Raw genomic sequence first — 14,079 nt, forward strand, 5'->3', positions numbered from 1 at the left:
ACTGAATGATGCGGTCATAACAATCTTATTGTTTTACTGCGGATTTTAGTGGTGGCACTCGGCGGGGACGTCGAGTGCCTTTGCATTATAGGGTTATGCCTCAAAAAAGTATTCTTTAGAGAAGTTTTTTTTCAGAGCCGATAAACGGTCGTTCAAAAGATGTCGAGTAATCTCCGAAAAGATACCGAGTAATAACAGAAAAGATACCGAGCAACCGGCTGAAAGCTCATTAGCTTTCTCTTGATTACTAATTAGCTTTTCGGGCAATCCATAACATTCACTAAAATCATTCATATGACAGTCATTCATTTTTCATACTACGAACTTTCCCTGCTCTCATTTCTCAGGGAGAGCCACCCCGAGCTGGCGGACGACATTCCTTTCGTGAAGGAGCGTGCCGAAGCCGCCTCGCAAGCCTATACCGAAGCCTTTGACAACGGCTTTTCCGTAGCCGAATGTATCGGCATCGCCAACAAAACCCTTTATGCGGGACTGCATTTCTCCCGACACGACACGCTCACGTCCGTTCTGTGGAACGAGTTCTCAGCAGATGTGCCGCTCGAAGCGGTACGGGAGACAGCAATACGATTACGTCCGTTTGCGGAGGAGATCTTCTCCAAATATCCTATTTCGGACGACTTCGCCTATACCCCCGAATACAATGCCCTATACACGGAACTGACGGGCTTTATCCAATTAAAACTCGAAGAAGATGGCAAGCTATAACAAGAAAGAGCATCTTCGGGCGAATATAGATGCCATCCAAACGGTTTTTACCCTCCATCGGGAGCATCGCACGGCTACGGAGGAGGAAATGAAGGTGTTGCGGGCTTATACGGGTTTCGGTGCCTTAAAGTGTATTCTTTCACCGGCAAACTCGATGGAGGACATCGCACGCTGGAACAAGTCGGAAGTGGAACTCTTCCCCTTGGTTATGGAACTGCATCGGGTTATTCGGGACAACACCGCTTCGGAGACTCAGTACAAAAGCTATATGCAGAGTCTGAAAAACTCGGTGATGACCGCTTTCTATACACCTGAACCCATAGTACAGGAGATTGCCGCGTCCTTGCAAGAGGCAGGCATTACCCCCGGCAAGATACTCGACCCGTCGGCAGGAATGGGCGAGTTTATCCGCTCGTTCAATACTATCACAGCCGAAGGACACACCACATTCGGCTTTGAGAAAGACATCCTGACGGGACAACTGCTTTCCGCCCTGCATCCCGACGACAAGATACGCATCCGTGGATTTGAGGAAATCGAATCCAAGTTCAACGGGTATTTTGACGTGGTGAGCAGCAACATTCCTTTTGGGGACATCGCCGTCTTCGACCCGGTCTTCAGCAAGACGGACGAGCCGGCACGCAAGGTGGCACGCATGTCCCTGCACAATTACTTTTTCGTCAAGGGTGTGGATATGCTTCGTGAAGGCGGCGTGCTGGCATTCATCACCTCCCAAGGCGTTATGAACGCTCCCTCGAACGAACCTGTTCGGGAATGGCTGATGAGCCATACCCGCCTTGTGTCGGCAGTCCGTCTGCCGAACAATCTCTTTTCGGAGAATGCCGGAACGGAAGTGGGCAGCGACCTGATTGTCCTGCAAAAGAATAGTAACAAGGCATGCCTTACCGAGGAGGAGCAGCGTTTCATCAAAAGCGAGAAGCGTCCCAGCGGTGTGATGTTCAACACCTACCTGCGGAGCATGTCACAAATCGTGCATACCGAGTGGAAGCAGGACACCGATCCATACGGGAAACCCGCCATCCTGTTCCACCACAGCGGAGGGGCGGAAGGCATTGCCAATGATATGGGTAAAATCCTGCGGGCAGATCTGGAAAAGCGGTTAGACCTGTCATTATACCAACAACATATCCCCACACAGCAACAGAGCGAAGTTATTCTCCCTGCTCATTCTGAGGAAAAACAGACCGTGCAAAAGCCTCTGTCTTCTGATGGTGCACACACAGAAGAAAAGCCCGCGACTACGGAACCCATTCAAACGAATGTATCGCCACAGACGGAACTGTTCGACCTCTTCGGAAATGTCATTCAAGAAAAGAAGCCCAAGCGTAAAGCAGCCGCAAAACCGAAGCCGGTTTCTTCCCCCTCTCTGTTTCCCGAGACTTCACAAAGCAGCGAGACGGCAAATGGATTAAAAGATACGGGCGAGCTGTGGTGGCAGCAGGATAAGGAGAAAGGGATGCTGGCACGTCCCTATGAGGGCTTATGGCACGAACACCTCAAAGAGGGTTCTTTGCTCGCCTCGGACTTTCAGGTAGGTACGCTTGTCTGTGATATGGAGGACAACCGCCTGTTTCAGCCCATAGACTTCTCTTCCCAAGAACGGCAGAAGATGCTGGGCTACATAGACCTGAGAGACGCCTATCACGCTCTCTATGATTATGAAGCGGAGCACAAGGCGGAGAATGTTTCTCTTCGGCAGCATCTCAATGACCTGTATGACCGTTTTGTACGTCTTTACGGGCATCTCAACGATCGCAAGAACCACGAAATGATTCTGATGGACGCTGGAGGACGTGAGATACTTTTCTTGGAACGCAAGGTGGATGGCAAGACGGTCAAGGCGGACATCTTCACTCAGCCCGTCTCTTTCAGTCTGCACGATGTAACTCAGGTGGAGACTGCCACCGAAGCCCTTTCCGCATCCCTGAATAAGTTCGGAAGCGTGGATCTCGAATACATGGCTTCCCTGTTGTCCGACGGAACGGAAGAGGACATCCTGAACGAATTAAACGGCAAAGTCTATTACAATCCGTTGGAGGGTGGATATGAGACAAGCGAGAAGTTCATATCAGGGAATGTGGTCGCCAAGGCGGACGACATCGGACATTATCTGTTGGAGCATCCCGAAGATACAAGAGCCGCTGCCTCCATGCAGGCGCTTAGGGATGCCGTGCCTGTCCCCATTCCTTTCGCCGACCTTGACTTTAACTTCGGGGAAAGATGGATTCCCGTACAGATATACTCGGACTATGCCTCCTTCCTCTTCGACACGGAGGTGGCGATACACTACAATTCAAGTGCGGACGAGTACTCTGTCGATGCACGCCTGCACAATGCCAACATCTGGGACAAGTTCTGTGTTCGGGGACAGCACCGCCGCTATGATGGTGTTACGCTAATGAAACACGCCCTATTGAATACTTCTCCCGACATCACCAAGAAGATTATGGTCGGAGACAAGGAGGTCAAGGTAAGGGATACGGAAGCCATACAGATGGCAAATTCAAAGATTGATGAGATACGAAACGGCTTTACAGACTGGCTTGCCGAGCAGCCGGACGATTTCAAGAAGCAGCTGGAAAAACTGTATAACGACAAGTTCAACTGCTTTGTGCGACCGCAATATGACGGCTCGCATCAGACGTTTCCCGACCTCAATCTGAAAGGATTGGGTATTGAAAGCCTGTATGGCAGTCAGAAGGATGCCGTATGGATGCTCAAACTCAACGGAGGGGGTATCTGCGACCATCAGGTGGGAGCAGGAAAAACGCTCATCATGTGCGTGGCAGCCTACGAGATGAAGCGATTGGGCTTAGCAAACAAGCCGATGATTCTTGCCCTGAAAGCCAACGTGCAGGAGATTGCGCAAACATTCCACACGGCATATCCGAACGCAAAACTGCTTTACCCGGGCAAGAACGATTTTACACCCGATAAAAGGCAGCGTATCTTCCATGACATCAAGAACAACAACTGGGATTGCATTGTCCTTACGCACGATCAGTTCGGTATGATACCCCAGTCGGACGAGATACAGCAAAGCATCTTGCAGGATGAGTTGGACAGTGTAGAGGAGAACTTGGAAGTGTTGCGTCAGCAGGGGCATACGATTTCCCGTTCCATGGAAAAGGGATTGGTCAAGCGTCAAATGAATTTGGAGGCAAAACTTTCCGACATCAAATTCCGCATTGACAATCGAAAGGACGACGCGGTGGATTTCAAGACAATGGGCATAGACCATCTTTTTGTGGATGAGTCGCACACTTTCAAGAATCTGATGTTCAACACCCGCCACGACCGTGTGGCAGGATTGGGCAACAGCGAGGGCAGTCAGCGTGCACTCAACATGCTCTTTGCCATCCGCACCATTCAGGAGCGGACGGGTAGGGACTTGGGAGCGACCTTCCTTTCGGGAACGACCATCTCCAACAGCCTCACGGAGCTGTATCTGCTCTTTAAGTACCTCCGCCCGCAGGCATTGGAACAGCAGAATATCAAGACCTTCGATGCTTGGGCGGCTATCTTCGCCAAGAAGAGTATCGACTACGAGTTCTCCGTCACCAACGAGATTGTGCAGAAGGAGCGTTTCCGCTATTTCATCAAAGTACCAGAGCTGGCAGCGTTCTACGCCCAGATAACGGACTACCGGACGGCAAAGGACATCGGCATAGACCGACCCGAGAAAAACGAAATCATGCACAATATCCCGCCAACGCCCGAACAGGAGGAGTTCATCGCCAAATTGGTGGAGTTTGCCAAGACGGGCAATGCCGAGCTGTTGGGAAGAGCTCCGCTTACGGAACGGGAAGAAAAAGCCAAGATGCTGATAGCAACTGACATGGCGAGGAAGATGAGCTTAGATTTGAGGCTCATAGATCCCGAGAAGTACTCGGATCATGTGGACAACAAGGCTTCCCACTGTGCCGCCAAGATTGCAGAGTATTATCGGAAGTATGACGCACAGAAAGGTACGCAGTTCGTATTCTCCGACCTCGGAACCTACAAGCCCGGAGAGTGGAATCCTTACAGCGAAATCAAACGGAAGTTGGTGGAGGACCACGGCATACCCGCTCAGGAGATACGCTTCATACAGGAGGCGAAGAGCGACAAGGCTCGAAAGACGCTCATTGCGGGCATGAACGAGGGAACCATTCGGGTACTGTTCGGTTCCACCTCTATGCTCGGTACGGGCGTGAACGCCCAGAAACGTGCCGTGGCTATCCATCATCTTGACTGTCCCTGGCGTCCTTCCGACCTTGAACAGCGGGACGGACGGGCGGTGCGTAAAGGAAACGAAGTAGCCAAGTTTCATGCGGACAACAAGGTGGATGTAATCATTTATGCAGTGGAAAAATCACTTGACAGTTATAAGTTCAACCTATTATATAATAAGCAATTATTTATAGAGCAGCTGAAGAACAATCGTCTTGGCAGCCGTACCATCGACGAGGGAAGCATGGACGAGAAGTCGGGGATGAATTTTTCCGAGTATGTAGCCATTCTTTCGGGAAATACGGACTTGTTGGAAAAGGCGAAGTTAGAGAAGAAGATTGCTGGCTTGGAGAGTGAGCGACGTTCCTTTATGCGCAGCAGGCAGACTTCCCGAAGTCGATTGGACGAGGTGTTGCGTGTCGTGGATGGGAACAAGGAACTGATAGCACGCTTCAAAAGCGACCGGGATCTGTTTGAGAGCAGGGTGCAAAAGGACAAGGACGGTAACAAACTCAACCCGATACAGCTGAAAGGCGTGGAAGGCAGCGACCCGAAACGGATCGCAGCCAAACTTGCGGAAGTCAAGGAGCATGCCCGTACCAAAGGGGAGTATTTCGACATCGGCACTCTTTACGGTTTCAAGATAGTGGTCAAGACCGAATCCTCCTCACAGAGTCTTTTCGACTTATCGCAGAACAGGTTTTTCATCATGGGAGAGAGTGGCATGAAGTACAGCTACAACAACGGTAACATTGCCACAGATCCGGTACTTGCCTCCATGAACTTTCTCAATGCGTTGGAAAAGATCCCGAGCCTGATACAGAAATATGAGGCGGATACGGTGAAGATAGCCAAAGATATTCCCGTATTGCAGGAGGTGGTCAATGGCTCGTGGAAAAAGGAAGAGCAACTGAAAGACCTCAAGACGGAACTTGCCGCACTCGACCGTCAGATACAGCTTTCCTTGAAGCCCATTGAGCAGGGAGACGCACAGCAGGAAGAAGAGAACATAGAAGAGCAGAAGGAAATGGAAGGGAACATCTCAGGGCAGTCCCGTCCGATTGAGCCTACCGCTAACGCATCCTCCGTCTGCACGCTTTCGGCTCAAACCGACAGACTGCCCGAAGACGCGAGGCAGAGTATTAGGGATACACAGCCCCTTACGGACGGTGTGCCGTCATTGGCAAACAAGGTCTTTGTCGTCAGACCGAAAATATGATTTATGAAACGGACTCCAAGTATAAATCCCGCCTCGTCATCACGACGGGACGGGATTTGCACAACTAAAATAAAAAAGCAAAGAACTCATTCTTCTTTTTTCCTCTTTCTTCTCCGTTTCTTATTCTCGGTGAAATGATGTTCCATAAAGGCAGTTATCTCTGATTCCAGATACCACGTTTTGTGATAGATGATGTGGAACGGCAGCGTCCCCGAATCTCGGTAACGTTGCAAGGTTCGCTTGCTGACTTGCAGCATCATACAGACCTCTTGATTGTCCAAGAGCGGCTCGCCGTTGAGCATCGGACGTTGGGGAATATCGGGAATGGTCTGCTTCAGATGGTCGAAACGGGTCATAATCCGCTCCATCCATTCAAGAAAAGTGTCTCTGTCCAATAGTTCCATATGCTATTTCGTTCTCTTGGCTTTAAGCAGGAAATTCTGTCTCAGCTCTTTGATGTTTTGAGGATTGCAGTACAGGCTCTTCTTGCGTATCGCCTCCTCTATGTCGTTTAAGTCGTAATAGCATCGTCCAAGGATAATCTTGTAACCGATACGTTCCGAACTTCGCAACCGTTGGAGGGTGCGTTGGCTGATGCCGAGTATTTCGGCTAAATCCTTGTTGGTTATCAGGCGGTTTTCGTATTCTTCCTTCGCCTGTTCCTCTTTCTCCACATATCGGAGAATTTTCTCTATCTTGCCCACCAAATCGTGGTAGGCTTTGCTCTCAATTGTAATGACATCCATCGCTCTTTTAATTTGATTATGGTGCAAAGTTCGGGCTTTGAAATCGTTTGGATTGTATGCTAAATATGTACTGAATAGAGATTTTTATTGTCAAGTATTCAAGCCCGAAGACACAGGCTGTCATATCAAAGCCACAAGCACGCAATTTGATGAAAGTATCTCTTTCTCGCATACGCTGTCATTACATTTGCATATCGTAATATCCAAACTAAAAATTGATATATGGAAGTAATAGCAATCGAAAAGAAAACGTATGAAGCCATGATGGAGCGTTTCCGCATCCTGACCGCCAAGGTCGATGCCCTCTGTCGGGAATCGGACGAGAAAAGAATGGGCAAATGGCTGGACAACCAAGATGTCTGCCAAATCCTGAACGTCAGCTTGCGTACACTGCAAACCTATCGGAGTAACCGGACTTTACCCTATACGAAGATAGGCTACAAGATGTACTATAAACCGGAGGATGTTCAGAAACTGGTAGACAAGTCGGTCTCTCCATAACACAGTATCTTAATCACCACTAAATCCAAAGTAGAACTATGAGTAATAATGTAAAGACCAAGAATGACGAAGAAATCATGCACTTCCTCAATGCCTCCGACCGTATGATAAAAGGGATAGATGCCCTGAGGAAAAGAAACAGACCAACGCTTCAAGGGCAGCGGTACTTGACGGACGAGGAACTTTCCCGACGGCTGCATGTCAATCGACGCACCCTGCAAGACTATCGTGATATGGGGCGTATTCCATTTGTCAAATTAGGAGGGAAAGTCCTCTATAAAGAGGAGGAGGTAGAAAAGTTGCTGCAAGAGAACTACCACCCACGATTTGAGGAATGATGAAATGTTTGTCGCTGTTGCCTTGATTTTTGTCGTATTGTCGATTTGTTTTGACCACGATAAAACAAGCTCTCAAAAAAGTGACGTAAGATTTCAGAAAACTTACGTAAGTTTTCCGAGATTCTTACGTAAGATTTGATGGCTTCTTCGACCACTTCTCTTCATTGGCTCATCATACGCCCAAATCAAGTTACAACGGAATGTGCAGTAAGCAAAAAGCAGACAGTAGGAATTATCTTCTTACTGCCTGCTTTTCTTTAATTATGTTGTCTGCCAACGGTGTAACAGACAATCATGGGTGGAGAGGAAACTTTCTTCTCCGAAAGCCTGCCGATTATCCACCTTCGCAAAGTCTTTGCCTGTGGTGTGGCAATACGAAACGACAGCATCGTTATCATTTCGATACTGTATAAATCAATAAATCCTTGTTCGGAGTGGATTGTTCTCATCGCTTCCGTCTCCATCAGGAGAACTTCTTTGAATATCGCTTTGATTTGTGCGCTCACCTTGCCGGAGAATGCCCCGAGCAGGTCGGCAATCTCACAAGCAGACATCCAAACGCGAGTAGCTGGGATATGTATTTCTCCGTTACCGCCAATGGTTATGATTTCTCTTTTCATAGACATTCTTCCTTATTATTATATGGTAATACCGCTAAACTGTTCTATCCGGCTTAACTTGTCGGAAAGGGAATTCATATCCCGGCTTTCCTTCTCGTGGGTAATTTTGGCGTAGATTTGTGTCGTGCGGATATTCGTGTGTCCGAGCATCTTGGAGAGCGTTTCGATGGGAACTCCGTTGGTCAGACAAATTTCCGTTGCCATGGTATGGCGACTGGTATGCCACGTTATGTTCTTTTCTATACCGCAAAGTCCGATGATTGTTTTAAGGTTCTTGCAGGCGGTAATGTACTGAGGAACGGGCAGGAGATAATTTTCCTTTGCCATGCCATCATACTTTTCGATAATCCTCAATGGAATGTCCATCAGCATGATGTTGGATTCCACGCCCGTCTTCTGTCGCTTGGTCATAATCCACAATTTGCCGTCGAATGAAGTTTGCACATTGTCTTTGGTCAGGTTCTTCATATCGGTAAACGACAAGCCGGTAAAGCAGCAGAAAACATACAGGTCACGCACCAACTCCATGGACTTGCGGCGAAACTTCAAATCCATCATTTGACGTATCTCGTCCTTGGTCAAATAATCCCTTTCCGTACTCTCGGCGGAGATGCTGTAATCCACGAAAGGGTCTCGAACAATCCAGCCGTGATTCTGGGCAATGGTAATCATTCGGCGCAAAGGCATCATGTAGATCCATACGGTATTATTGCAGCACTGCTTTTCCGTGCGGAGGAAAATCTCAAAGTCCGTGATGAATGCAGGTGTAAGCTCTCGCAGGGCAATGTCGCTCAGACGATAGCGTGTCTTGATAAATTCTTCCAAGTGCTTGTAAACGGTACAATACTTATGGTATGTGGAATCGCGACGCAGACCGGCAGATACCTGCTTGGCAAAATCCTCATTGTGCTGGGCATAGACCGTCAGCAGTGTCTCGTACCGCATCTCCAAACCCAAGAAAGCGTTCTTTACTTTCTCCGCCGTGACATAGTTGTCCCTTTCGGCAATCTCCTTGTATTTGGCATTGATACCCACCCGAATCTTGTCCAAGAAGCGGTTGGTTTCCAATGCGACGGAACTTTTTCCCGAAGCCCGGTTGCTCTTGACATCCCATAGATTGGGGAGAATGTCGCATTTGCAACTGAACTGTGCAATGGTTCCGTCGATAGTGATACGGCACATCACGGGAACGGAACCGTCTTTCTTCGGGGCGTTCTTTTTGAGGTAGAACAGAACCTTAAACGTACTTCGCATAACTCTGACCTTTTATAAGTTACAAAACTATTTATTGTCAGGTTATCCGCTGATACGCAATTCATTGTACTTTGATGGGAAAGATTCCAAGCATTCATTTTTTTGCCTTTTTTCTTCCCATTCTCCCTTTATTGGGCTATCTTTGCGGAAGATTTCAGTTGGGGATTAGCCCGTTCGTTACCGTTTTTGCCATTCCTTTCTACTTGGATATAGGGTAATGTTTTAGTAACGCTGCTCTGTCCAAAGTTGGCAAAAGTCCGTCTTTTGGCGGTTTTTCCCCCGAATGGTCAAATAATCAGAACTGACTGACTCACAAATCATTTGCTATGTCCGCTCATTTTTTGACCATTAAGGATAGATTTTTGACTAAAAAGTATGATCAAACATATTATCCTAACCCTTACATTGGCTCTTGCTTTTGCTCCTTCGCTTTTTGCCCAAAAGCAAGTTAGGAGCGAGATACGTAGCGGGAACCGAGCTTTCCGGAAAGAGAACTACAGCGCGGCGGAAATCAACTACCGCAAGGCACTTGATCTCAACAGCAAGGACCCCGTTGCGAGGTACAACCTAGCCAATACCCTCTACCGCACAGATCGGAACGAAGAGGCACAAAAGCTACTGAGTGAACTCCTCCAAGAAGCCAAGTCACTTCCCGCCGAGCGTGTGGCAGACTTGGCCCACAACGCAGGTAACTGTGCCATGAAAGCGAAAGACTACAAGAGTGCTGTGGAGTGCTACAAAGCGTCGCTACGCCATCGTCCGACGGATGAAGAAACGCGCTACAACCTAGCGCTTGCCCAAAAGCTACTCCAACAACAGAAAAATAACGGTGGAGGACAAAACAACGACCAAGAGCAGAAGCAGGATCAAAAGCAACAAGACCAGCAACAATCACCGGATCAGTCGCCAAAAGATCAGCAAGACAAGCCCAAGCAAGATCAGCCTCAGCAACAACCTCAGGAGCAACAAGAGGATAAACTGTCACGCCAAAACGCTGAGCAGATCCTGAAGTCTTTTTTACAAGACGAAAAGAAGACGCAACAAAAGCTAGAGAAGCTCAAAGAACAACAATCCGGAGGACGATCGAAAGAAAAAAATTGGTAAATGATACACAAGCTATACAATTTCAATCTAGGGATCCTATTGCTTTTGCTTTCGCTCTCTACGGCAAGTGCTGTTGAGAGTGACAAGTACGCAGGCGACAAAAAAGTCACATTTGAGCTCATCACCCCTGATATCATCGTGGCGGGAGAGCCGTTCAACATCCAGTTTGTCCTCAACGCCAAAGGGAAGGACCTACACATGCCCACCCCACAGGGCTTGCAAATCAGCTATGGACCGGCGATCAGCAATTCGTCCAGCGTCTCCATAATCAATGGCAACATAACTCGATCGGTCACCACCACATTTAGCTACACCCTGATTGCCCCGAAAGAGGGGACCTACACCATCCCAGAAGCCACTGTAAAATCTGGGTCAGCCACCTACCGCACCTCGCCCAAGCAGATCAAAGTATTCACTGCCGAAGCTGTGTACGGTGCAGACACCAAAGACGATGCCCGAGCACAATCCAAAGCGCAAGTAAGAGCCTCGGAACGCATATCCGACAACGACTTTGTCATCAAGGCCATCCCATCCAAGACCAAGGTTTATGAGCAAGAAGGGCTACTCGTGACCTACAAGCTCTACTCCACCCACCCGGACATTTCACTCACCTCCGCCAATTTCCCTGACTTTCAGGACTTCGTCAAGCAAGAGGTAGACACCCCCGCCCAAAAAAGATGGGATACTGCAGAACTCAATGGGCGAGTCTACTATGTGGTTGACCTGTACAAGGTCATCCTCTTTCCTCAAAAGACCGGGAAGATAAGTATTCCATCAGGAACCTTTGACCTCATGGTTCAGGTTAAAGTCAACGACCCGGTATCGGACTTTTTTGGCAGCTTTCTCGATCAGTACACCCGAGTAAAAAAAGAGGTGCGCTCACAGCCATTTAGTATAGATGTGAAGGCTTTGCCCACCCCTAGTCCGGAGGGATTTTCGGGGGCTGTTGGGCAGTTTGAGCTTGCCGCCAATGTTCCAACCACTGTCCTCAAGACTAACGAAAGCTTTCAGATCGAACTAACTCTGAAAGGGAAAGGAAATATCAAGCTCACCTCCCTACCCTCTATTGAATTTCCCGAAGGATTCGAACAATACGATCCACAAGAAAACGAAGATATCACAGTCCTCGGCTCCGGTGTCTCAGGCACCAAGACTAAGACCCTTGTCGCCGTACCACGATATGCAGGAGACTACGAGATTCAGGCTATTCCATTTGCCTACTTTGATCCTGTCGCCGGTCAATACCGGACAACCAGCATTCCCACCACACGAGTACATGTCGACAAAGGCGATGACACGGCTGTCACACAAGGTACTCTGACCGACAGAGACGAAGTAAAGTACTTGGGACAAGATATTCGGTACCTCAAGTCCGAACCGGGAAGTGCCACACACCAACGTATCAGCACGGCCAAGATCCTCGCATGCTACTCCGGAGTGATCCTGCTGGCTCTCATCATATATTTGGTATACCGCCTCCTGCTATCCCAAAGTGCCGAGACAGCAGAGCTTCGCTCTCGTCGTGCCGGAGCCATGGCCAAAAAGTACCTCAAGATCGCAGAGAAAAAACGCTCTTCCGGAGACGATCCCGCTTACTATGAGGCACTACTTACCGGTGTCAACAACTATATCTCGGCAAAGTTTCACATCGACCGAGCCAATCTCTCCAAAGAGTACATCCAGTCGACGATGCTCAATGCCGGACTGTCGCCCGAACTGATAGAGCAGACATTGGGGACCCTCTCGACCCTTGAGATGGCCAGATATACGCCATCGGAAGGCACGAGCCAAAAGGAAGACCTCTATGCACAAGCCGCCAACGTGATAGACGCTATCCAAGCCACCAAATATAAATACTCCAAAAAATGAAGTTTCATCTGACTGCCCTATTTGCCCTACTACTCACCCTACCCGCCATTGGGCAAAGTGCTTTTGAGAAGGGTATATCAGCATACAGCGAAGCCCACTACTCGGATGCCATTACAGCATTTCAAAGTGCGATAGAGAGCTCCGACAAGCCAACCGCCGCCATGTACTACAACCTCGGCAACGCATACTACAAGAGCAATGATCTCGCCGAGGCAATCCTTGCCTACAACCGAGCCTACAGGCTGGCTCCGGCCGATAGAGACATCCGCCACAACCTAGAGTTTGCTTCGTCCAAAACAGAAGACAAGATTACTCCCGCACCCACGACCTTGTTCGCTGCGTGGGTGGATAGTCTGTCGCATTGGTTTGATCTATACACTTGGCTGACTCTGGACCTTGTCCTACTCTTCCTCACCTGTGGCTTGCTCCTCCTCTTTTTCATCTCTCGGACGAGAGCACGGAGACTTGTGGGGTTCTACGGCTCCATGGCTACGACGGTACTCTTTGTGTTTACCAACTTCATGACCTTTCGTCTCAATAACTTTGTACAAGACACAAGCGGTGCTGTGGTCATGTCACCGATCGTCACCATCAAAAGTTCGCCCGACCAATCAGCCACCGATATCGTTGTGCTCCATGCCGGAGTGCAAGTGCGTGTCCAAAAGGCAGTAGCCAACTTTTATGAGATCCTTCTTCCGGACGGAGTTGTCGGTTGGATTCCCCAGTCGGACCTTGAATTCATTTTACCGCAGTGATAGAAGAACTCGTACAGACTGAGCGAGACCTTTTTCTCTGGCTCAACAGTCCACATACCCCATACCTGGATAGTGTCATGTACATTATCTCCGCCCCACTTGTCTGGATTATCTTTGGCTTGACGTTCATCTTCATGATGACCTACAAGCAAAAGCCCAGAGAGTGGGTTTGTTTTTTCTTTTTCATCCTCCTGTTGATCTTCTTGGCCGATCAGGTATCCTCGGGTATTATCAAGCCCTACTTTCAGCGACTCAGGCCGACGCACCATCCCCTTACGAGCGAGGTGGTCAAGACCGTACTCGGCTACCGTGGAGGCTCCTATGGCTTCATATCCGGCCACACGGCCAACTTCATCGCCTTGGCCACCTACTTGTCCCTTTTCTTACGCGACAGACGTTTCTCACTCGCCATCTTTACAGTGGCCCTGACCGTTTGCTACTCACGCATCTACTTGGGTGTACACTTTGTCACGGACGTATTGCCGGCGCTGCTGCTCGGACTCTTTGTGGGCCACTTGGTCTACTTCCTATACACTAGGGCAAGGATCGCATTCTTGGGCATACCCGAGTCCGAAGCCGGCGACCCCTATCTTTTTCCACAAGCGATCATGACTAAAAGGCTACGATATACCGTTATTTTTTTCTATATTGCAATATGGGCATTGTCCCCACTACTGATACAGGTGTATCTATGAGTCGTTCACAGCAACCCTA

The 14,079-nt window shown here is 48.8% G+C and carries 12 protein-coding genes; 8 read left to right on the forward strand and 4 right to left on the reverse strand.

Going from position 1 to position 14,079, the window contains the following annotated elements; all coding sequences use genetic code 11:
• The first annotated feature begins 294 nt into the window (after positions 1-294).
• Both AC1EK1_RS01415 and AC1EK1_RS01420 read left to right on the forward strand, forming a co-directional pair.
• Complete coding sequence (locus tag AC1EK1_RS01415) at positions 295-726, forward strand: DUF1896 family protein (protein WP_023058468.1); 432 nt, start codon at positions 295-297, stop codon at positions 724-726.
• On the forward strand, positions 713-6,178 hold the full coding sequence (locus AC1EK1_RS01420; RefSeq protein WP_480305240.1) for a helicase-related protein: 5,466 nt from the start codon (positions 713-715) through the stop codon (positions 6,176-6,178). The genes AC1EK1_RS01415 and AC1EK1_RS01420 overlap by 14 nt, the downstream gene beginning before the upstream one ends.
• A gap of 86 nt (positions 6,179-6,264) precedes the next feature.
• On the opposite strand, the gene AC1EK1_RS01425 is transcribed toward AC1EK1_RS01420, so the two are convergent.
• Positions 6,265-6,582: a helix-turn-helix domain-containing protein gene (locus tag AC1EK1_RS01425; RefSeq protein ID WP_036873533.1), complete on the reverse strand. Its 318-nt coding sequence runs from the start codon at positions 6,580-6,582 to the stop codon at positions 6,265-6,267.
• A gap of 3 nt (positions 6,583-6,585) precedes the next feature.
• Positions 6,586-6,924: a helix-turn-helix domain-containing protein gene (locus AC1EK1_RS01430; RefSeq protein WP_023058439.1), complete on the reverse strand. Its 339-nt coding sequence runs from the start codon at positions 6,922-6,924 to the stop codon at positions 6,586-6,588.
• 222 nt (positions 6,925-7,146) lie between these two features.
• Here AC1EK1_RS01430 and AC1EK1_RS01435 point away from each other — a divergent pair, with 222 nt between their 5' ends.
• Both AC1EK1_RS01435 and AC1EK1_RS01440 read left to right on the forward strand, forming a co-directional pair.
• Positions 7,147-7,425, forward strand: a complete 279-nt coding sequence (locus AC1EK1_RS01435; RefSeq protein WP_036873535.1) for a helix-turn-helix domain-containing protein — start codon at positions 7,147-7,149, stop codon at positions 7,423-7,425.
• A gap of 38 nt (positions 7,426-7,463) precedes the next feature.
• Complete coding sequence (locus AC1EK1_RS01440) at positions 7,464-7,763, forward strand: helix-turn-helix domain-containing protein (RefSeq protein ID WP_023058498.1); 300 nt, start codon at positions 7,464-7,466, stop codon at positions 7,761-7,763.
• 257 nt (positions 7,764-8,020) lie between these two features.
• Here AC1EK1_RS01440 and AC1EK1_RS01445 read toward each other — a convergent pair whose 3' ends face one another.
• On the reverse strand, positions 8,021-8,383 hold the full coding sequence (locus AC1EK1_RS01445; protein WP_036873657.1) for a hypothetical protein: 363 nt from the start codon (positions 8,381-8,383) through the stop codon (positions 8,021-8,023).
• A gap of 18 nt (positions 8,384-8,401) precedes the next feature.
• On the reverse strand, positions 8,402-9,637 hold the full coding sequence (locus AC1EK1_RS01450) for a site-specific integrase (protein ID WP_023058482.1): 1,236 nt from the start codon (positions 9,635-9,637) through the stop codon (positions 8,402-8,404).
• A 375-nt stretch (positions 9,638-10,012) separates the two neighbouring features.
• Here AC1EK1_RS01450 and AC1EK1_RS01455 point away from each other — a divergent pair, with 375 nt between their 5' ends.
• Genes AC1EK1_RS01455 through AC1EK1_RS01470 form a run of 4 tightly spaced genes read left to right on the forward strand, consistent with a single transcriptional unit; the run spans position 10,013 to position 14,060 of the window.
• Positions 10,013-10,741 carry a tetratricopeptide repeat protein gene (locus tag AC1EK1_RS01455; RefSeq protein ID WP_480305241.1) on the forward strand — a complete coding sequence of 243 codons (729 nt, stop codon included), beginning with the start codon at positions 10,013-10,015 and terminating at the stop codon, positions 10,739-10,741.
• Positions 10,742-12,610: a BatD family protein gene (locus tag AC1EK1_RS01460; protein WP_480305242.1), complete on the forward strand. Its 1,869-nt coding sequence runs from the start codon at positions 10,742-10,744 to the stop codon at positions 12,608-12,610.
• Positions 12,607-13,365 carry a tetratricopeptide repeat protein gene (locus AC1EK1_RS01465; RefSeq protein WP_480305243.1) on the forward strand — a complete coding sequence of 253 codons (759 nt, stop codon included), beginning with the start codon at positions 12,607-12,609 and terminating at the stop codon, positions 13,363-13,365. Before AC1EK1_RS01460 ends, AC1EK1_RS01465 begins: the two co-directional genes overlap by 4 nt.
• The gene (locus tag AC1EK1_RS01470) at positions 13,362-14,060 is read left to right on the forward strand and encodes a phosphatase PAP2 family protein (RefSeq protein WP_480305244.1); all 699 of its coding nucleotides are present in this window, start codon (positions 13,362-13,364) and stop codon (positions 14,058-14,060) included. The genes AC1EK1_RS01465 and AC1EK1_RS01470 overlap by 4 nt, the downstream gene beginning before the upstream one ends.
• Positions 14,061-14,079: the final 19 nt, after the last annotated feature.

The organism is Porphyromonas sp. C0026D3 (assembly GCF_056590775.1).